The 18,986-nt window shown below is 37.3% G+C and carries 22 protein-coding genes; 12 read left to right on the top strand and 10 right to left on the bottom strand.

Features of this window, described 5'->3' with window-relative positions:
• Window positions 1-3 precede the first annotated feature (3 nt).
• The 12 genes from IEV69_RS05790 (at window position 4) to IEV69_RS05740 (ending at window position 8,606) form a co-directional block, all read left to right on the top strand.
• Window positions 4-1,203: a cystathionine gamma-synthase family protein gene (locus IEV69_RS05790; protein WP_188440422.1), complete on the top strand. Its 1,200-nt coding sequence runs from the start codon at window positions 4-6 to the stop codon at window positions 1,201-1,203.
• 92 nt (window positions 1,204-1,295) lie between these two features.
• Window positions 1,296-1,679 (top strand): hypothetical protein, encoded by a 384-nt coding sequence (locus tag IEV69_RS05785; RefSeq protein WP_229741354.1) that lies wholly within the window; start codon window positions 1,296-1,298, stop codon window positions 1,677-1,679.
• Window positions 1,680-1,804: 125 nt separating this feature from the next.
• On the top strand, window positions 1,805-2,191 hold the full coding sequence (locus tag IEV69_RS05780) for a DUF302 domain-containing protein (RefSeq protein WP_188440778.1): 387 nt from the start codon (window positions 1,805-1,807) through the stop codon (window positions 2,189-2,191).
• 51 nt (window positions 2,192-2,242) lie between these two features.
• On the top strand, window positions 2,243-2,476 hold the full coding sequence (locus tag IEV69_RS05775) for a hypothetical protein (RefSeq protein ID WP_229741352.1): 234 nt from the start codon (window positions 2,243-2,245) through the stop codon (window positions 2,474-2,476).
• 24 nt (window positions 2,477-2,500) lie between these two features.
• Window positions 2,501-3,004, top strand: a complete 504-nt coding sequence (locus IEV69_RS05770) for a hypothetical protein (protein ID WP_229741351.1) — start codon at window positions 2,501-2,503, stop codon at window positions 3,002-3,004.
• Between the two features lie 83 nt (window positions 3,005-3,087).
• Entirely contained in the window at window positions 3,088-3,300 is a 213-nt protein-coding gene (locus IEV69_RS05765) for an SHOCT domain-containing protein (protein WP_188440417.1), read from the top strand.
• Between the two features lie 3 nt (window positions 3,301-3,303).
• Window positions 3,304-4,614 (top strand): APC family permease, encoded by a 1,311-nt coding sequence (locus tag IEV69_RS05760; RefSeq protein WP_188440415.1) that lies wholly within the window; start codon window positions 3,304-3,306, stop codon window positions 4,612-4,614.
• 200 nt (window positions 4,615-4,814) lie between these two features.
• The gene (gene merTP / locus IEV69_RS05755) at window positions 4,815-5,432 is read left to right on the top strand and encodes a mercuric transport protein MerTP (RefSeq protein WP_373283661.1); all 618 of its coding nucleotides are present in this window, start codon (window positions 4,815-4,817) and stop codon (window positions 5,430-5,432) included.
• A 1-nt stretch (window position 5,433) separates the two neighbouring features.
• Entirely contained in the window at window positions 5,434-5,640 is a 207-nt protein-coding gene (locus IEV69_RS13875; protein WP_229741349.1) for a GDCCVxC domain-containing (seleno)protein, read from the top strand.
• A gap of 354 nt (window positions 5,641-5,994) precedes the next feature.
• Window positions 5,995-6,369, top strand: coding sequence for a cupin domain-containing protein (locus IEV69_RS05750; RefSeq protein WP_188440413.1), 375 nt, complete (start codon window positions 5,995-5,997; stop codon window positions 6,367-6,369).
• A 725-nt stretch (window positions 6,370-7,094) separates the two neighbouring features.
• The gene (locus IEV69_RS05745) at window positions 7,095-7,631 is read left to right on the top strand and encodes a DUF8685 domain-containing protein (RefSeq protein ID WP_188440412.1); all 537 of its coding nucleotides are present in this window, start codon (window positions 7,095-7,097) and stop codon (window positions 7,629-7,631) included.
• A gap of 120 nt (window positions 7,632-7,751) precedes the next feature.
• Window positions 7,752-8,606, top strand: coding sequence for a zinc-dependent peptidase (locus tag IEV69_RS05740; RefSeq protein WP_188440410.1), 855 nt, complete (start codon window positions 7,752-7,754; stop codon window positions 8,604-8,606).
• Window positions 8,607-8,631: 25 nt separating this feature from the next.
• Here IEV69_RS05740 and IEV69_RS05735 read toward each other — a convergent pair whose 3' ends face one another.
• The 10 genes from IEV69_RS05735 to IEV69_RS05690 all read right to left on the bottom strand — a co-directional run bounded on the left by IEV69_RS05735 (window position 8,632) and on the right by IEV69_RS05690 (window position 18,975).
• Window positions 8,632-9,786 carry a baeRF7 domain-containing protein gene (locus IEV69_RS05735; RefSeq protein WP_188440408.1) on the bottom strand — a complete coding sequence of 385 codons (1,155 nt, stop codon included), beginning with the start codon at window positions 9,784-9,786 and terminating at the stop codon, window positions 8,632-8,634.
• 231 nt (window positions 9,787-10,017) lie between these two features.
• Window positions 10,018-10,782: a sulfite exporter TauE/SafE family protein gene (locus tag IEV69_RS05730; protein ID WP_188440406.1), complete on the bottom strand. Its 765-nt coding sequence runs from the start codon at window positions 10,780-10,782 to the stop codon at window positions 10,018-10,020.
• Between the two features lie 9 nt (window positions 10,783-10,791).
• Window positions 10,792-11,769 (bottom strand): YpdA family putative bacillithiol disulfide reductase, encoded by a 978-nt coding sequence (locus IEV69_RS05725; RefSeq protein WP_188440404.1) that lies wholly within the window; start codon window positions 11,767-11,769, stop codon window positions 10,792-10,794.
• Window positions 11,770-11,982: 213 nt separating this feature from the next.
• The gene (locus tag IEV69_RS05720; protein ID WP_188440402.1) at window positions 11,983-13,116 is read right to left on the bottom strand and encodes a T9SS type A sorting domain-containing protein; all 1,134 of its coding nucleotides are present in this window, start codon (window positions 13,114-13,116) and stop codon (window positions 11,983-11,985) included.
• A gap of 90 nt (window positions 13,117-13,206) precedes the next feature.
• On the bottom strand, window positions 13,207-14,301 hold the full coding sequence (locus IEV69_RS05715; protein WP_188440400.1) for an AraC family transcriptional regulator: 1,095 nt from the start codon (window positions 14,299-14,301) through the stop codon (window positions 13,207-13,209).
• A gap of 59 nt (window positions 14,302-14,360) precedes the next feature.
• On the bottom strand, window positions 14,361-15,017 hold the full coding sequence (rpe, locus tag IEV69_RS05710) for a ribulose-phosphate 3-epimerase (protein WP_188440398.1): 657 nt from the start codon (window positions 15,015-15,017) through the stop codon (window positions 14,361-14,363).
• Between the two features lie 290 nt (window positions 15,018-15,307).
• Window positions 15,308-16,171 (bottom strand): sigma-70 family RNA polymerase sigma factor, encoded by an 864-nt coding sequence (locus IEV69_RS05705; protein ID WP_188440396.1) that lies wholly within the window; start codon window positions 16,169-16,171, stop codon window positions 15,308-15,310.
• Between the two features lie 241 nt (window positions 16,172-16,412).
• Window positions 16,413-17,783 carry a hypothetical protein gene (locus tag IEV69_RS05700; protein ID WP_188440394.1) on the bottom strand — a complete coding sequence of 457 codons (1,371 nt, stop codon included), beginning with the start codon at window positions 17,781-17,783 and terminating at the stop codon, window positions 16,413-16,415.
• A 10-nt stretch (window positions 17,784-17,793) separates the two neighbouring features.
• Window positions 17,794-18,327 (bottom strand): RNA polymerase sigma factor, encoded by a 534-nt coding sequence (locus IEV69_RS05695; protein ID WP_188440392.1) that lies wholly within the window; start codon window positions 18,325-18,327, stop codon window positions 17,794-17,796.
• Window positions 18,328-18,393: 66 nt separating this feature from the next.
• The gene (locus tag IEV69_RS05690; protein WP_188440390.1) at window positions 18,394-18,975 is read right to left on the bottom strand and encodes an Lcl C-terminal domain-containing protein; all 582 of its coding nucleotides are present in this window, start codon (window positions 18,973-18,975) and stop codon (window positions 18,394-18,396) included.
• Window positions 18,976-18,986 lie beyond the last annotated feature (11 nt).

The raw sequence follows: 18,986 nt of genomic DNA, 5'->3' as shown, positions 1-18,986 counted from the left end.
AGTATGACGCAAAAAAAGAATAACTGGAAGAACATTCAACAAGGTACCAAATCAGTTTGGGCCGGTGAAACAAGTCTGTTTTATAAGGGAGCCACTCAAACCCCGGTAGTACACAGCGTGACTTTTGGGTATGAAGATGTAGACACCTGGTTTGATGTGGCCATCGGAAAACAGGAAGGACACATTTACAGTCGCAATACCAACCCTACTGTTGCTGTTTTTGAAGAGAAAATGCGGATTCTGGAAGATGCCGAAGCGGCCACCAGTTTCTCAACAGGGATGGCAGGGATCAGCAATACGTTATTTACACTGCTCTCACCGGGACAACGTGTGGTTTCCATCAAAGATTCCTATGGCGGAACGAGTAAGTTGTTTTTAGAGTTCCTGCCCCGTTTCAATGTAGACGTGCAACTGTGTGAAACAACCGATATGGATGCGATAGAAGCCGAAATCAAAAAAGGCTGCCGGGTGCTGTATCTGGAAAGCCCCACCAACCCGACACTCAAAGTAGTTGACCTGGAAAGACTTTGTAAAGCAGCTCATGAAGTGGGAGCCATTGTGGTGGTTGACAATACGTTTGCCACGCCCATTAATCAGAAACCACTGCAACTGGGAGCTGATTTGGTATTGCATAGCGCCACAAAGTTCATAGGAGGCCACTCTGATGCCATGGGAGGGATCGTTTGTGGAAAAAAAGAGCTTATAGACAAACTATTTCACTTTCGTGAAATCAATGGTGCTACACTCGATGCTATGTCGGCCTATCTGCTTCTCAGAGGTGTAAAAACACTTGAACTGAGGGTAAAAAGACAAAATGAAACTGCGCTTGCCATGGCTCGTTTTCTTGAAAAACAACCTCAGGTAGAGCAGGTGTTTTATCCCGGCCTTACTTCAGACCCTGGTCACGAAATAGCGAAAAAACAAATGACCGGTTTTGGAGGCGTTTTGGCCTTTTCACTAAAAGGAGGTTTTGAAAAGGTAAAGACCTTTCTCAATTCGCTTCAGTATGCGCATCTGGCAGCAAGCCTGGGTTCTGTGGGTACTTTGGTGGGGCCTCCAAAAGTTACCAGCCATGTTGAAGCTTCTGAAGAAGAACGAAAACAATTGGGCATTCCGGAGGGGCTCATTCGCTGTAGTGTAGGCATCGAAAACGCTGAAGATCTGATGGCCGATTTTAAAAACGCACTGGCAGCTTTGGATTAGTGATTTGGACAATCTCGCAGAACATTTTAAGAAGATTTGAACAAAGGTATTAATCCTTGTTATCTAAACCTGTAGAACCTATGATTATTACAATGGCAAAGTTCATCGTTATACTGTTTGGTGCCTTTATTATTTTTTCCGGGTTTTTGATGCTTTTTAGACCCAACAAAGTAAGAAAGACTTTACAAATGGCCGGCAGTACCAATGTCATCAACTATACCGAAATCACACTGCGCTTCCTCATTGCCCTCGCCCTTATATTATATGCTGGTTTTTCCAAAATATCGGAAGTTTTTTCGGTTTTGGGGTGGTTTATGCTGATAACGTCTCTCATCCTTTATGGGGTGCCCAGGTCACTCCATCATCAATTTTCATTAAAAAGTGCCGCGATACTCAAGCCTATGTATTTTCAATGGATTGCACCCTTAGCTTTTGCATTCGGCGGATTTATACTTTATAATGCACTTTGTTCATAAACAGAAAAGACCCGCTACTCTTCATCACTTTTCTAAAGGGTTAACAGAACCCTTGTGTAACAAATGTTACATTATTTTACTTTTTAATTTATTATATTATAACCAAAGAAAAAAATAAAGAAATGATGAAATACTACCATGAGAAAACATTGAAAAACGTAAGTTTTGAAGAAGCTATTGAAAAAGTAACAGAGGCCCTGAAAGAAGAGGGATTTGGTGTCCTTACCGAAATTGATGTACAGGCAACTTTAAAGAAAAAACTGGATGAGGATTTTCGGCCTTACAGAATTTTAGGCGCCTGCAACCCGTCCTATGCCCACAAGGCACTGATGGCGGAAGATAAAATTGGTGTGATGCTGCCCTGCAACGTTATCGTTCAGCAAAAGCAGGAGGCTGTTGAGGTTGCGGCCGTAGACCCAATGGCCTCTATGCAGGCCATAGAAAATAAAGACTTGGAAAAAATAGCTGAAGAAATTCAATCTAAGCTTAAGTCTGTGATTGACGTTCTTTAATCTTAAAAAATCAGATTTAAGCAACACTATAAAAACCAGAAACAGAAAATTATGAAAACTTCAATGAATCAACTTACAAAAATTCTAATCATACTATTTATCATCTCACTGACAATTTCCTGCACAGATAAGAAAAAAGAAGACGATCAAGATGGGAATATCATGAATGAAGACCAAACCGAAATTATGGAAGGTGAAGACCATATGCACGAAGATAGTCAGACTGACGGGCACAGGATGGATGATAACACTCCGATGGAGATGAATGAAGAACAAGATCATTAATACTACTAAAATAATTTCCCGGAAATGGAAAATAAACACATTAAAAAAATCACAATTATGAAAACTAAAATAGCAACAATTATAACTTTACTATTCTTATCGTTCAACCTTGCTGTGCAGGCGCAAAATATGGGGGAAATGATGAAAGACGAAAACAAACAGCAAGAAGTATTTGCTGCTATGATGAATGATGAGCAAATGATGAAAAAATTCTCACACAGACTTTCAACCAATCAGCCAGCCATGCGAATGATGATGAAGGAAATGATGCAAAATCCACAGCATCGTGAGATGATGATGCAAGAGATGATGCAAAATCCACAACATCAAAAAATGATGATGCAGCAAATGATGGAGAAACATCAAGAACAGATGATGGAACACATGATGGACAATCCTGACATGATGAAAAATATGATGCAAAAAATGCATAACAAAGGCATGATGGATAGAAAATCAATGATGAAAGGGCATGAGAAGATGGACAAAAAGAAAAAAGACAAAGGTAGCCAAGGTCATCACAGATAGTATTCTTATATTTAGATGCCGGTCAGAACTTAATTAATACTTGAAGTTTCCGGGATTAATCACATTTAACAAATTCAGATATTATGATGTATGGATGGATCATTGGAGCAATAGTTCTCATTATTTTAATCATAGCATTAAGCAGGGGCAACCTCTTTCAAAGAAATACCCCAACAGCTCCCGGAAGTAACGTTACAAGTTCACCTTTGGATATTTTGAAAAATCGATACGCCAAAGGCGAAATTGACGAAGCGGAGTTCGAAAAGAAAAAGGCGGAATTGGAAAAGACTAACTAATCTATGGGGCAATACAAAAAAGGCAGTTTATCATTAACGGGTGCGGTAGCATTGGGTACCGGAGTGATGATAGGTGCAGGTATTTTTGCTTTGTTGGGTCAGGTAGCTGAATTATCAGGCACTCTATTTCCTTTTGTTTTTCTGGCAGGGGCAATTGTTTCGGGTTTTAGTGCTTATTCTTATGTTAAGATGTCCAATGCGTTTCCGTCTGCCGGTGGCATCGCGATGTACCTTAAAAAGGCCTATGGCGAGGGTACGGTTACGGCAGGTGCCGCATTGCTTATGGCATTTTCAATGGTCATCAATGAAAGTTTAGTCGCCCGCACCTTTGGCAGTTACACACTTCAGCTGTTTGATGTGGAAGACAACAGTTTTCTGGTTCCGGTATTGGGTGTCTTGCTTATTGTAATTGCCTTTCTAGTGAATATTTCCGGTAATAAATTCATAGGTAAATCTTCATTTGCTATGGCAATCATCAAAATTGGGGGAATTGCCATTTTTGCCATCGGCGGGTTATGGGCTGCAGGGTTTTCATTTGAACAGGCATTACCACAGGTGGAAACCGATGAGTATTCGGTTGCGAGCTACCTCGGGGCACTTGCCCTTTCCATATTGGCATACAAAGGTTTTACCACCATTACCAATAGCGGAGATGAAATTACCAAGCCACATAAAAATTTAGGCCGTGCCATTGTCATTTCCTTATTGATATGTCTGGTGGTTTATCTCTTGGTAGCTTTTGCGGTTTCCGTGAACCTGTCCATTCCTGAAATTGTAGCAGCTAAAGATTATTCCCTTGCAGAGGCAGCACGTCCTGCATTTGGTAAGTATGGGCTGTGGTTTACAGTAGGCATTGCAATTGTGGCCACGGTTTCCGGAATTATTGCCAGTATTTTTGCGGTTTCCAGGATGACTGCCATGCTTACCGATATGAAGCTGATTCCGCATAGCCATTTTGGAATGCCCGGCAGGATACAAAAGCACATGTTAGTGTATGTGGCGGTCATCGCAATTGTACTTACCATCTTTTTTGATCTCAGCAGGATTGCTTCGATGGGAGCCATATTATATCTTGTGATGGATATTATTATTCACTGGGGTATATTGAGAAAGCTAAGGAAAGAAATAAAAGCAAATGCTGGTATCCTAATCACTGCCATCATTCTGGATGCTGTGGTATTGGGTGCATTTCTGTATATAAAGTCGAAGAGCGACCCCTTCGTGGTCATCATTTCCCTGCTATTTATGGTTGCTATTTTTGCAGCGGAATATTGGTTCTTAAAAACAAGAAACCAAAAAACCTCTCAACATTAGTTCGTCTCACACAAAGTGTATAATCTTTTCTCTTAGTGAAACTTTGTGATTTAGTGCCTTCTTAGCAAGAAATTCACTTCTGAATTTCCCTTTTTTCCCGGCTCTTGAAGGTTTTCCGGTTTTGTATGGACAATGCAAATAACATTTAAAGGTTTTTGGATACATGGGTTTTAAGAAATGGATTACCTTTGACAGTCAATATGGGCAACAAGAAAATAGAATCAGAAAAAAGACTCGCAGGCCTTGGGCTTTTGACAGCAATTGTAGCTTCGTTTTGTTGTATCACCCCTGTTTTGGCTTTGGTTGCCGGAACGAGCGGTGTGGCTTCAACTTTTTCATGGCTTGACCCTTTCAGACCTTATTTAATTGGGTTGACCCTATTTGTTCTTGGGTTTGCCTGGTATTTACAACTCAAACCAAAAAAGGAAATTGACTGCAGCAATTGTGAAACTGATGTAAAACCAAAGTTTATTCAAAGCAACACTTTTTTAGGAATCATCACCGTTTTTGCAGTATTGATGCTTGCCTTTCCATACTATTCTTCAGCTTTCTTTCCCCAGACAGAAAAACAAATGGTTGTAGTTGACAAAGCAAATGTACAAACTGTTGAGTTTTCAGTAAGTGGCATGACGTGTGCGGGTTGTGAAGCACCCATAAACCACGAAGTGAATAAACTTCCGGGAATCATAAATTCAACAGCCTCCTATGACAATGGAAATACTATTGTAGAATTTGACAACTCAAAAACAAACGTTGCAGAAATTGAAAATGCAATTACCGCAACAGGATATACAGTAACAGCCAAAAAGGAGCAATAAAATGGAGGTCACATTACAATCCACCATCACTTGCCCTAACTGCGGCCACCGGAAAGAAGAAACAATGCCCACAGAAGCTTGCCAATTTTTTTACGAATGTGAAAAGTGCAAGACGGTATTAAAACCACTGCAAGGCGACTGTTGTGTTTATTGCAGTTACGGAAGTGTAAAGTGCCTACCCATCCAACAAGATGAGCCCTGTTGTTGATAGAAGAACTCCTTGCTGCGCGAAGTCTATGACTTCGTGCCCACACAAAAAACATAAAACCTCCCGGGTTGCACAACCGGCTTCTGAGGGTACCTCCGTTATTTTATTAAACATCCCTTTGCTATTTCACACAGACGTTTCAGATGAATGATATTTTCCTAATGTTTTCACTAACAACAATATAACATTAAAAATTCCTTTGATATTTTGCCGGAAGGCACTACTTTAGAAAAAAATAAACAAAGCATGTTTTAGATATGAACTATATCAATTATAAATTTTTAACCTAGCTTTAATATACTAATGTACTACGCAAGTAATTTAAAAATCAACTAATCAATTAAATATTAAATTATGAAAGTCAACAAAAAAAACATTCCGGTAACAATGGAAGCACCCGGAACAACGATGCGAATGCAAGACAACTTTGGTGGAATGACGGTTTGCTTTAACGAGTTGCCAAAGGGAACGGATTTTACGCCTTTATTAAATGGACTTAAAAATGACAGTTGTCACAGTACACATTGGGGATATATATTAAGTGGGGAACTACTTGTTAAATATGATGATGGAGCTGAGGAAGTTTTAACAGTAGGGGATGTTTATTATTTACCAACCGGACATACCGCAATTGTACAGGAAGATGTTAAAATGATTGAATTCAGTCCATCAAAAGAATTCAATGAAGTGATGACACACATTGGAAATAAAATGGCCGAAAATGGCTAAAAAACATATGTAGAACCAAAGTACAATGTGGTAATAGCGGCTATACCCCCGCCAGTATGCTCCTGATGAACTTCCCTGATTAGAGTTGACCGATTTTAAACATTAATTTTATTGTTAAAAATAGTAATTGATTTTTGGCGAAAAGTACTCTTTATAGCATTTATATGCCTTTATCATGCCTTAAAGGTGGCATGAAAGTGGCATTAGAGTAGCATTCAAGTGGGACTCGGGTGGCATTCGCTTCAGGCGAACCATACAGTAACCATGCATGAACCATACATAGACTCGACCTGAATCATACACTCATGCATCATGAATCATACATTCATGCAGGTGAGTCTATACATTCGTTTTTGGGTTTTTACTTGAATCATACACTCATACGTGCATTTTTTCTGATATTTAGATGAAAGCATTATTAAGATGGAGGTGAGCCGTGAGTGGATATAAGAGAAGAGAAAATATAAAAAAAGACTTTAACCCTGTGACTTAGGACTGCAGGACTCAGGACGTAAGACTAAATAAAGTGCCAGTCGCAGCCAAGTTTATTAAACTGGTGAAAAAATAAAAAATAACCAACCAGTTGTATGAAAAAGACGTTTAGCTTCGGCTAAAGGTCTTTTTCTTTTTAAAACTATTGCACCTTTTTAAAAAAATGCTTTATTTAGTGATGGAAATGTAGAACTTTAAATCATGAGATTCCCGCCTTCGCGGGAATAGGGGATATGCAACAAATATTAGGTATAGGATCAAGGATTGATCATCCCACGCACGGCAAGGGAGTGGTCACCAATGTCACTTCCAAAATGTATTGGGTGACTTTTATGGACAAGGGACTGGAAACAATTCCTGTTGACGATGATTTTGAGACCATAGAAGCCGTGGAAGACGAAGTGGACACCGTGAGCTTTTCAGAAGTGGAAGAATCACTCAGGGACATCCTAAAGCGCTGGAGCGATATTAGCGAAGTGGTGCCCCTTGCTGATAAATGGCGCGGGGGTACTATGATCCTGCAGCCCAAAGACAAAACCTTGTCCTCCAAAGAAGTGCCTGTCGACACCTTCTTTAATAAAATTGTGATGTTGCGCGATCGCTTACGTGTGATGGAACAAAAAATCAACGCCTCCAAAGAGCTGGATGCCGATCTTAAGATTGACCTGCAGCAATACATCACCCGTTGCTATGGAAGTTTGACCACATTCAACATCTTGTTTAAGAACAACTCCCAAAACTTTGTTGGTGATTCTTCAAAAAGGGAATAAGCTACTCCATAGATACTTAATGGATACTTAATAGATGGTGTATGGATAGTGTATGCCCATAGTTTTCTACTCAAAAATACGATTTACTATTCTGGAACGTTACTTCATTAAAGAATTTCAATGGAACTTTTTCCATTATTGCTAAACGCTGTAGACACCAATCAAAATTATGGCTGGCTTGCGCCTTATGCGTATGCCCTTGTTTTTTTAGGTATTTTTCTGTTTTTATTCCGGGTGTTTGAACATCACTACATGCTTTATTTTGACAAGCCGTTGATACGGCAATTTTTTGTCTATAAGAGACTGTCTGAAAAGCAGCAAAGCGTTTTGCGTTCGCGATTTTCAATTTACAATCAACTTTCTTCTAAGCACAAAAAACAATTTGAACACCGGGTTGCTACCTTTATCAGGCAGAAACATTTTATTGGCAGGGAAGGGCTTGAACTTACTGAAACACATATTACCTTGATTGCTGCCATAGGGTGTTTACTTAGTTTTGGCAGAAAAAACTATACGTACAGGTTGATAGACTCTATCCTGATTTACCCAAAAGAATTTTACAGCAAAGAAAATGATGCTTACCACAAAGGCGAATTCAACCCAAAACTCCGGGTTTTAGCCTTATCCTGGAAAGATTTTGAGAAAGGGTATGAAATTACAAATGATAATCTCAACCTGGGGATACACGAATTCATGCACGCCATGCAACTCGAGGCGATGACCGGAAAAGACCCCGATTCTGCACGATACATGAAACATTTTAAGAACATTCTTAAACGGTTGACCAATCAGGAAGTAAAAGACCAACTGGACAACACTCGTTTTTTCAGGACCTATGCGTTTACAAACCAATATGAATTTATGGCCGTACTGGCTGAGTATTTTTTTGAGTCTCCTGTGGAACTAAAACAAAACTTTCCGGAACTTTATACGTTTAAAAAAAAGTTGCTGAACTTTAATTTTGCTGGGTATTAAATTTCTCATATATAATAAAAACATCTTAACGGTACCTCAGAATGGCATTCATTTTACCTTCTTTTTCCGGCATAAGAGGAGATTCAACCAAGTAAACAGCGCCTTTGTTTTCCAATACCTTGACTGCGGCAAGGTTCATTAAAGAGGTGTTTTCAGGTGTTTGTTTATCCTGTACTTTTACTTTCATGTTCTCTTCATCATAGGTTCCCCAAATTTCTCCCCGGTTTTCTAAAAACAAGGCGTCAATTTTACCTTGAAAAGCAGCGGGAATGATATCGTGCACAGCAGCACTTTTTTCACTTAAAGGGATGTCATCATAGTTCTTTAATTTTTTCTTTTCTTCCTGATTCAGATAAGACTCAACGGTTTCTACTGCTTTGCTGTGAAGGCCTATGATGTCAACATCATTTGGGTTTCCCGGAATGGGGGTGTCATAGAGGTTGTTGTAAGTGTTTGCTTCTTTATAGATGGGAAACATATAGTCCTGACAAAAAATGACCAGGGGAGCTTTTTCATTTTCCAAAAGCTTGTTCAGGCCGTCATCAATAGCTTTGTAGAATTTAAATATTTCATCTTTATGATCCCTGCCACCGGCGCCATGACCGTGAAAAATAGCATGACCTTCACCTTCTTGCTGGCTCCTGAACTGAAGGTTTTTTTCTTCATAATCATAACCCACACGATCCCGCAGACTCGATGGTGTTATTTCGTCAATTTTTATTTCCCCGATGCTGTATCGTGTGGCTTCATAAAATTTAATATCCTTAAGCTGCAGCGAAAGGATGAAAAATTTCCCATCACCTGAAAGTATAGGGGCAAGGGGTTTCAGGTAAAATTCTTTTGAGACATAAACATAGTCTTCAAAGTTGATGGGCAGAGTGTATTTATCAAAAAAAGAATCAGAAGCAAAAATGGCAAGACCATCTGACTGATGCCTCCAAAAATCGCTGTCATTTAACAAATCCTGAATGGGCCTGTCAATCTTTTTTATTTTCTCAACTGCGACTCCTTTATTTTCAAGTTTCCGTTTGCATTCATCCCATTTTCCTTTTAAACGAGTTTTGTCATGTAGTTCCAATACTTCTTTACCTGACCTTGAGGTTGCAATAAAGATTGAAACACATACATCATTTGTATATTCTGTTAACTTTTTTAAATCTTTTGGGCTTATTAAATCCATCTTTTGAATTTTTAAGGTTATTCTATCTAAGATAGGTCTATTCCGTTAAAAATCAAAGGATAGAAAACTGTATTCCTGCTAAACATTTCTTAATTGTGTATTAATTTTTTATAAAAAATTACAATTGCAGCTATCTTAATAGGATAAAAGAATTCAACTGTTGAGGAAGTCTGTGAAATTATTGACTTGAGTTGATGCGTTCACTTTTGAAAATAGGATTGCTTTTACTTTTTAAAAAAAGGATTTCAACAAGTCGTACATCATAATAAAACCACTGATGACCATCAGGGCAATTAAAAATTTTCTGAACAAACTGCTTTTCATTTTGGAAAGGAATAGTTTACCCAACCAATTTCCCAAAGCTGCCCCAAGACCCAATACAATACCAAAAATCCATAGGGTGTTGTCCAAAAGTCCAAAAAAACTATAACTGCTTATTTGTGCCACTCCCATAAAGAAAGAGTTGGCAGTTTTGGTAGCGATCAAATCCTCTTTTTCCAGGCCAATATTTAAATAAAAAGGGTTTAAAACAGGGCCAAGTGCCCCGATTATGGTGCCCAGGATGGAAACAGCCAAACCCAAAGGAACAAAATACCGGTATTTCATGACAAAGGATTGCTTCTTTTTACCGAAACGGTATTGAAACAAGGTGCTTATTAAAAACAGCCCCACAAAAAACTTTAGCCAGTCTACATTGAGTTCGCTGAATATCCATCCGGCAATCCAGGCCCCACAGAGTGCTGCCGGAACATAATACCAAAAGACCTTCCAGTTGATATGTTTCCAAAAGAGGATTAACCTTACCGGCCGGCCAATAAATGTTCCGAGATTTAAAACCGGAGCAGTAGAGGGCGTTCCAATAAGCCAGTTTAAAACGGGTACCAAAATCAAAGCCCCGCCACCTCCCGAAACAGTCGAAATAATAAAAGCAACAACCCCCAGTCCAAACAATAGCAGCAACAATCCGATTTCTATATTCTGGAAGGCCTCAACCATTTTTAGGGATTATTTGTTTTTTGAAAGGATATGCTTTACAATTTGTTTTGCGTGAATCACAGAGTTTTCAATAAACCATAAATGGGTGTCCATTCCGCCGCAAATAACACCCGCGAGGTAAAGACCCTTGACGTTGGTTTCCATGCTTTTTTTATTATAGGTGGGATATGATTTTTCGTCGTTTGAAAGTTTTATGCCCAAATCTTCAAGAAACTTGAAATTTGGCCGGTAGCCGGTTAAAGCAATGACAAAGTCATTTTCTATAGTAACATCTCCTTCAGATGTGTTGATGATGACTTCATTTTTCGTTATTTCTTTAATTTCAGATTCAAAATGGGCTTTGATGCTTCCTTCTTTAATGCGATTTTCAATATCGGGCTTTACCCAGTATTTCACACGGTCGCCTATAGATTTTCCACGTATAATCATTGTTACATCTCCACCTTTTCGCCAGATTTCAAGCGCAGCGTCCACGGCAGAATTGCTGGCACCCACAACAACCACTTTTTGCAAAGTGTAATAGTGTGCTTCTTTATAATAATGAGTTACCTTTTTTAAATCTTCACCGGGGACATTCAGTTTATTGGGAATGTCATAAAACCCCGTAGATACAATCAGGTTTTCGGAAAAATACGTGGCTTTTTCAGAAGTGATTTTAAAAAGGGGGCCTTCTTTTTCAGAGGAAAGAACCTTTTCAAAAAGGTTGATGTTCAAGTCATTATTTGTTGCTACTCGCCGGTAATATTCCAGGGCTTCAATGCGTTTGGGCTTGGGGTTGACGCTCATAAAAGGAATGTTGTCTATTTCCAGTTTTTCAGAAGTAGAGAAGAAGGTCATATCCAGCGGGTAATTGTAGAGCGAGTTGACTAAAGTTCCTTTTTCAAGAACAAGATACCTGAGATTGTTTTTTTTGCATTCCAATGCACATGCAATCCCTATAGGACCGGCACCGATAATGACTACATCATAATTCACATCTCTACCCATTCACTATATTTTTTTGACTGAAGTATTCTGTGAAGGTTTTTACAAGCTTCATATTTCTTGGTCTTTTATGAATAAATTTAGTATGTGAAACGATACAATGATTCTGAAAAATAAATTTAATACCTCCTGAAGATTCATAGCTTTAAAGATATGACAAAAAATAAACCATATCAAATAACAACTTGATATGGTTTCTTTCTATTTATAGCTAAATTATTTTTGTACTATAATTTTTTGAGAAAATTTAGAATCTCCTTTTGTAGCAGTTAAAATATAGAGCCCTTCTGAAAGCCGATCAGCATTCCAGATAGTAACATCAAGAGGTAAACTTGCTACTTTTTCACCTTGTGTATTATACAACTCTAAAGAATCTAAAAATTGGGTTTCAGTTGTGTTCAACTTAAACTCTGAACCAAAAGTGGGTGTAACAAAAACCTTGGGTTTTATAAAGCTTTCTGTTGAAAGCGTTGCATCTCTTATTACTACGGCATTGGGTTGCATTAATCCACCTGAGCCACTTGGGATGGTACTTTCAACAAAAGTACCATCAGATTGAAACATATCAACACTGCCATTTCCGCCATTTCCAATAAGATAATTATCGTTAACCGGGTGTACCGTAATACCTTCGGGTTGGGTAATAGATGTGGTAAATGTTCCTAAAAAATTTCCTGATGCGTCAAATCGTTTCACATTATTTCCCGACCAGTTTAATGCAAGAAGATTTCCATTGCCTTCAAACATAATGTTTGTGGGGCCTGCTAGTTCTGTGTTTATAAACTCTTCCATAAACATCCCATTTGTGTCAAATTTTTGTACGTAACTGCCACTATAAGAAGATATATACATATTGCCTGCATTATCCCAATCCATACCGATACTTCTGGCTACTCCCACATCAGTATATTCACCCAATGCTGTGCCGTCTTGCTGAAAACGAAGTACTTTATTATTGGTAGCACTCCATTGCAAAACATAAATAAGATCATCTGTGCCAATTTTCATACGTGTGGGGCCTCCCGGTATTGTTGCAAAGTCGTCAATATATGCACCAGAATCTGCATCGTGTTTTGTGATTTTGTTTCCTACCAAACAAGAAATAAGAACCACATTTTGATCTTCAAGAAAGAGAATATCCTGTGGCCAGCCTACTCCATTTGCTACAAAATCCTGGTTTGAAATATATACCTGAGGATTGGTTCCATCCAGATCATAACGAAGTATTTGCCAGGGTTGACTTGTAAAACCTCCTGCGTCACTCACATAAATATAATGTGTGTTTTGAGCAGAAAATTCAAAAGTTAAGGTCAGTAGTACTACTAAAAAAAATAAAGCTTTTGTTTTCATATCTTTTGTTTTTAAAAATTTCTAAAGCTAATTTCAAAAACAAAATGTGTAAAGGGGTTTATGATTATAAAAACAGACTCTTTTTAAGTATTATGAGGAAAAGCGTGAGCTTCTAAATTGACTGGGTGTACATTCAAATTCTTTTTTAAAGGCGTTATAAAAAGTGGCTTTATTGTTAAAGCCCACTTCAAAATAGATAGTTTTAATACTGTATTCCGGGTTCTTCAAAAGCAACTCTTTAGCTTCTTTAAGCCTGTATTCATTGACATATTGATTGAAATTTTTCCCTGATTTTCTGTTGATCACTTTTGAGAGTAGGTGTGTTGAGAAGCCCAATGAATCCGCAAGGTTTACGAGCCTTAATTCGTTATCAATATAGGGTTTGTCAGTTTCCATGTGTTTGGTGAGTTTATTGTAAATCTCATTTAGTAAAGCATCTTCAAAAGAATCAGATGTATTTTGCTTTGGTAAAAACAGCTTGGTAAAAAACTCACCATCAAATACTTCCGGTTGTTTAATTACAAAAAAGCCAATAGTATATATGGACACACTCATTACGATGGAAATTAAATAATCCCATTCACTATTAAAAAATGAAAAGTTAACCAACACATAATAGGAAACGTAGGCCAAGATAAACAAGCCAAAAAGTATAATTAAAACTAGACTCCATCGATGTCTCAGGTTTTCATACTCAGTAGTTCTTTGGATTTTAGAGAATAATTTAAAAATCAGTAAGAAATATATTCCTAAATGAATAGCAATAAACCAAGGGTTATTTGAAAACCAAAACCATGGGATTTTCACCTCCGGGAAATGGGTATTTTTCATAAGAATAGCCACATAGGTTATGATTACCAAAAAAGCAGGTAGAAAGTGCATCGCATAATTGAATGAAACTTCCTTTTTATATAAATTTAAAAAGTATAAGTATAATAATGGCCCGGCACAATAATAACTGACATGAGGTAATAATTTAAAATAAGGGATAACCACCATGTAATTGGTCCAGTATAAAACATATTGAAATAATATTAAAGAAAAAGCCAGAATCAGAAAAGCAATGGGAATGGTCCTTTTGTTTTTTGAGAGGAGTATCGAAAAAAACAAAAATATTCCCATGAACACAGCCACAAGGAATAAGGATGTCCAGGAATCAAATGAGGGTGTAGCTTCTATTTTCATTTGGCTTGAAAATTACAATAAAGCTACTAAAAGAAGTTCAGAATTATAATATTTGACCCTTAATTAGTTAATTTTATTAATCCCGCAATAGTTTCTGTAGGGTTTTGAGCGCCAAATACATAACTGCCGGCCACTAATATATCTGCTCCTGCTTCAACGAGTAGTTTCGCATTTTTATCAGTCACGCCACCGTCGATTTCAATTTTGGTGGAAGCCCCGTTTCTATTAATGATTTCCTTGAGTTGGCTCACTTTTTTATAAGTATTTTCAATAAAGCTCTGCCCTCCAAAACCGGGGTTTACACTCATTAAACACACCAGGTCAATGTCCTTTATTGTGTCTTCAAGTAAAGAAACATTGGTATGCGGATTCAGTGCCACGCCAGCCTGCATGCCTTCGGATTTAATGGCTTGCAATGTTCTGTGAAGGTGTGTACAGGCTTCATAATGCACGGTAAGTATGTTTGCGCCTAAATCTGCAAATGTTTTGATGTAGCGGTCAGGGTCAACAATCATTAAGTGCACATCGATGGTTTTTGTTGCGTGTTTGGTTATGGCCTGAAGCACGGGCATTCCAAATGAAATATTAGGCACAAAAACGCCGTCCATAATGTCAATGTGAAACCAGTGTGCTTCACTTTTGTTGACTAGTTCAATATCGCGTTGAAGGTTGGCGAAATCTGCTGCAAGGATGGAAGGGGCTATTTTGATGCTCATACTAAGATTGTTTTTGCAAAGATATTAAAGTTCGATGGAAGTGTGTTTGTTGATTGGTTTAAATATGTAAGCAGTATTTGCTTATGAAGTTGAAATTAATATCATTGAAAAAAAAATTTCTCTGATTTTGGGATTTATATTAGGGAATTGTTTCAAATATTGAAAGATAGATTTACGAGATTTCCGCCTTGGCGGAAATAATGAAAAATCCCCGGTAATCAGCCGGGGATTCATTCATCAATCAAAAAACGAACAGTTAGTGATAACTGTTAGTTGCCGTAATATAGGAATTATCCTAGATATGTCTTCAATATTTTACTTCGCGATGTGTGTTTTAACCTTCTGATGGCTTTTTCTTTGATTTGTCGCACACGCTCTCTGGTTAAATCAAAAGTCTCGCCAATTTCTTCCAGTGTCATAGGATGTTGATCACCAAGGCCAAAATACAAACGAATCACATCTGCTTCACGGGGTGTCAAAGTTTCCAGTGCACGTTCAATTTCGGTGCGTAAAGACTCGTGCAAAAGGCTTTTGTCAGGATTTGGTGATTCACCACTTCTCAATACATCATAGAGGTTTGAGTCTTCTCCTTCCACAAGGGGTGCATCCATTGATACGTGACGGCCGGAGTTTTTCATCGACTCTTTTACGTCATTGATGGTCATGTCCAGTTCTTTAGCAATTTCTTCAGCTGAAGGCGGACGTTCATGTGATTGCTCTAAAAAGGCAAAAGTTTTGTTGATTTTGTTGATTGACCCAATTTTATTTAAAGGCAATCGCACAATTCTTGATTGCTCTGCCAATGCCTGTAGAATGGATTGACGAATCCACCAAACAGCATAGGAGATAAACTTAAAACCACGTGTTTCATCAAAACGTTGTGCCGCTTTGATAAGACCCAAGTTACCTTCGTTAATTAAATCAGGAAGGGTCAAGCCTTGGTTTTGGTATTGTTTTGCAACAGAAACCACAAATCGTAAATTGGCTTTGGTCAATTTCTCCAATGCCCGTTGGTCTCCTTTTTTGATTCTTTGTGCTAATTCAACTTCTTCGTCTGCGGTGATTAAGTCAACTTTTCCTATTTCTTGTAGATACTTGTCTAAGGATGCGGTTTCTCTGTTAGTAACCTGCTTCGTAATTTTTAGTTGTCTCATGTAGGGAGTTTACAGTTTAAAAAGACTTGCTACAAAATACTTTTTTTACTTATTCAGATCGATCGGGTTCACTCTGTTTACTACCGACTGAGAGTTGTAACCCTTGCTTCTCCGGAAGCGTCTTTTCAGTAAAGATTATCTTGTAACAAGTCTTAAATAGTGATTTTATAATCTTGTTCTTATAGTTATACGTGAAGAGAACAGAAAATGTTACAGGAAGTACAAAATAATTTTAAACTGATTAGAATATTTTATAGGTCAATCCGGTGAAAACCCCAATGACAAAAGGATTATCACCGTTTGACCTGCTGCTGATTTTTGTAAAGTTGTATTTTAAAGTAGGGTTTAGTTCTATCATAAAATTATCAGAGATTGTATAATATGCTCCCACACCTAGGTTAATACTGAATCTTGTTGCAATCAGGTTTTTTGAATCACCAATTTTAAGCCTTTTTCCTTGATCATTTTTAACATACAAGTGATCTTTATTGAGTAAATAAGTGCTGAAGCCACCAATTGTGTGAATTCCTAATCGTTTATCTATAAGTTTATAGTGCATTAAAAGCGGCATTTCAATATATTCAATTTGATGTAATAAGTCAGTTTGATTTTCTCCATCCAGGAAGTTTGAAACTTCAGCACTTGTAGTTGTATTTCCAAAGGATCTATCAGTATAGCTTAAAATTCTATTTATTTCAATTTCATCTGAAGACGGAACGTTTTGAGTCTCATAACTGAACGTTGATTTATTTGCTCCATAGCTAACTGCAAATTTGTTTGAAAGCTCAAAACGAATCGCTAAACCATAAGAAAAATCAAGTGTACCTTCCCGATTGTATGTGTCAAGTCGTGAATCAATAATTGACCCTCTATTGAACGAATTGAGGTAAGAAACACCCCCGGTTATAGTAAGCGCCCATTTTTTTGAATCAATGTTATCAATTGTTTTCTCGTTGCTATTAGTGCTGTCTTTTTGAATGCGCGCTCTTTTTTGTCTGGCAGTGTTCTGAGGAAAGTTCTCTTTGAGGTTCTTTGTTTTATTTAGAGTATCTAATACAGTATCTTGAATTATAGTATCTGAATTATCAGTTTTAGAAGTTGTTGATGTTTCAGTAAGTTCTTTGTTGGATGCTTGAGTATATTCTTCTTTATTTTGTGTTGTATTTTTACTTTTATTTGTTTTTGATTTTCCTTTGTTTAAAAACTGTTCAGAAAATATTTTTTGAGGAGATTTATCATTTTCCTGAGTCAATGTATCTCTATTAACTTTTTCTAAATTTTCTTGATTGGAAATGTTTTCCTGATCAGTAGTATTGCCAACTTGATTGGTAGTATTATGAGTTTCAGTCATCGAATTCGTTGGACTGGATTCATTTTTTAAATCACTATTTGGGGAATTATTTACAACGTTAGATGGATTGTAATTTGTATAATAGTAGGTGGAAAGTCCTATAGCAGCAATTATAAATAACAAAAAAAGCAGGGCTCTTCTTTTCCTTTTTCTCTTCTGAAGGGTAGCATCAATTTTATCCCAAAGCAAATCCTCAGGTGAAACATCAACACCTTTAAATTGTTTTTTGATTAGCTTTCCTATGTCCTCTTTTTGTCCCATTTTGATTGGTTTATGGTTTAAAACCTGCTTTTAAAATATTTTTCTTTAATAATGCTTTTGCCCTGTGCAAATTTGATTTTGATGTACCTTCTGAAATTGAAAGTTTTTTTGAAATCTCTTTATGTGAGTATTCATCAAGTTGATAGAGACTGAAAACAAGTCTGTATTGGTCGGGTAACTTCTGAATAGATTTTAGAACGGTCTCAAAAGGGATGTTCAATTTTTCGTCTTCTATTAGGGTGTCTTCTAAAAGAGCTTCTTTTATTTCAGTTGACACGGTTGATTTCCCTTTTTTGTATTTATCAATTGCTTTGTTTATAGTGATTCGTTTTAGCCAACCTTCAAAAGAACCTTTGTTTTTATATGATTTTATGGTATTGAAAATTGAAATGAAGGCGTCATGCAGATTGTCTTCGGCATCTTGGTTATTGCGGCAATATTTTAAAGACACCAAATAAAGAACCGCTTTATATCGATTGTAGAGTTCTTTTTGTGCATTCCTGTCGTTTTTCTTACAGGCCTTTATTAATTCTTCTAGATTCAAATAGTTTAGCTTTTACCTCTGCTTTCTTATATTAAAAGCTGGTTTAAAATATATGACTTTTTAATGTTAAAAGGATCGAACAGGTCTTACCTTATGTGAACTTACTTTACTTGAAAATATTTTTCTCTCACCGGTAATTGGGGTGTCACTAAAATCAAAAACAAAGGTTCTAAGATAAAAGGGGGTGCCATCTTGTTGAGTATTTGGCCAACCTTCTGTAGAACTCGAATATACAGCAATTTCGTCTGAAGAAAAATTACCGATAAGATCGCGATGTTCGTAAACAAGTTCCAATTCATCTATAGAAGGTAAAAACCAATCGTCATACCCGTTCATATCTAACTCAAAACAAAGCTTTGCCGCAAAATGTTCATCATCACAATAAGTTACAATTGCCAGGGTGTTTTGTTCGCCAAAACCTATTCCTTCATTCAGTGCCAGAGGTTCTTCATTTCCCGTACATCCCCATTCAGCCTCTCCAATATCTTGTTGAAATGCAATCAATCCACTCTCCCCGGTTTCATCGAGGTAAAAAATAATGCCTCCTTGGTGTTCATCCCCAACAGATAGATTTATTGCATCATCATCACTTGAACAAGAAATTGTGGTAAAAATAACAGCAAGTAATATAAATAAGATATTTTTCATTTTAGTAGAAT

Origin of the sequence: Planktosalinus lacus (assembly GCF_014640155.1) — a bacterium.
Taxonomy (GTDB): Bacteria; Bacteroidota; Bacteroidia; order Flavobacteriales; family Flavobacteriaceae; genus Planktosalinus; species Planktosalinus lacus.
This window is presented reverse-complemented; position numbering and strand designations above follow the sequence as displayed.

Bases quoted from the DNA above. Each gene is read 5' to 3' on its own strand.
- IEV69_RS05790 (WP_188440422.1), top strand. From the start codon at position 4: ATGACGCAAAAAAAGAATAACTGGAAGAACATTCAACAAGGTACCAAA.
- IEV69_RS05785 (WP_229741354.1), top strand. From the start codon at position 1,296: ATGGCAAAGTTCATCGTTATACTGTTTGGTGCCTTTATTATTTTTTCC.
- IEV69_RS05780 (WP_188440778.1), top strand. From the start codon at position 1,805: ATGAAATACTACCATGAGAAAACATTGAAAAACGTAAGTTTTGAAGAA.
- IEV69_RS05775 (WP_229741352.1), top strand. From the start codon at position 2,243: ATGAAAACTTCAATGAATCAACTTACAAAAATTCTAATCATACTATTT.
- IEV69_RS05770 (WP_229741351.1), top strand. From the start codon at position 2,501: ATGGAAAATAAACACATTAAAAAAATCACAATTATGAAAACTAAAATA.
- IEV69_RS05765 (WP_188440417.1), top strand. From the start codon at position 3,088: ATGATGTATGGATGGATCATTGGAGCAATAGTTCTCATTATTTTAATC.
- IEV69_RS05760 (WP_188440415.1), top strand. From the start codon at position 3,304: ATGGGGCAATACAAAAAAGGCAGTTTATCATTAACGGGTGCGGTAGCA.
- merTP (WP_373283661.1), top strand. From the start codon at position 4,815: ATGGGCAACAAGAAAATAGAATCAGAAAAAAGACTCGCAGGCCTTGGG.
- IEV69_RS13875 (WP_229741349.1), top strand. From the start codon at position 5,434: ATGGAGGTCACATTACAATCCACCATCACTTGCCCTAACTGCGGCCAC.
- IEV69_RS05750 (WP_188440413.1), top strand. From the start codon at position 5,995: ATGAAAGTCAACAAAAAAAACATTCCGGTAACAATGGAAGCACCCGGA.
- IEV69_RS05745 (WP_188440412.1), top strand. From the start codon at position 7,095: ATGCAACAAATATTAGGTATAGGATCAAGGATTGATCATCCCACGCAC.
- IEV69_RS05740 (WP_188440410.1), top strand. From the start codon at position 7,752: ATGGAACTTTTTCCATTATTGCTAAACGCTGTAGACACCAATCAAAAT.
- IEV69_RS05735 (WP_188440408.1), bottom strand. From the start codon at position 9,786: ATGGATTTAATAAGCCCAAAAGATTTAAAAAAGTTAACAGAATATACA.
- IEV69_RS05730 (WP_188440406.1), bottom strand. From the start codon at position 10,782: ATGGTTGAGGCCTTCCAGAATATAGAAATCGGATTGTTGCTGCTATTG.
- IEV69_RS05725 (WP_188440404.1), bottom strand. From the start codon at position 11,769: ATGGGTAGAGATGTGAATTATGATGTAGTCATTATCGGTGCCGGTCCT.
- IEV69_RS05720 (WP_188440402.1), bottom strand. From the start codon at position 13,116: ATGAAAACAAAAGCTTTATTTTTTTTAGTAGTACTACTGACCTTAACT.
- IEV69_RS05715 (WP_188440400.1), bottom strand. From the start codon at position 14,301: ATGAAAATAGAAGCTACACCCTCATTTGATTCCTGGACATCCTTATTC.
- rpe (WP_188440398.1), bottom strand. From the start codon at position 15,017: ATGAGCATCAAAATAGCCCCTTCCATCCTTGCAGCAGATTTCGCCAAC.
- IEV69_RS05705 (WP_188440396.1), bottom strand. From the start codon at position 16,171: ATGAGACAACTAAAAATTACGAAGCAGGTTACTAACAGAGAAACCGCA.
- IEV69_RS05700 (WP_188440394.1), bottom strand. From the start codon at position 17,783: ATGGGACAAAAAGAGGACATAGGAAAGCTAATCAAAAAACAATTTAAA.
- IEV69_RS05690 (WP_188440390.1), bottom strand. From the start codon at position 18,975: ATGAAAAATATCTTATTTATATTACTTGCTGTTATTTTTACCACAATT.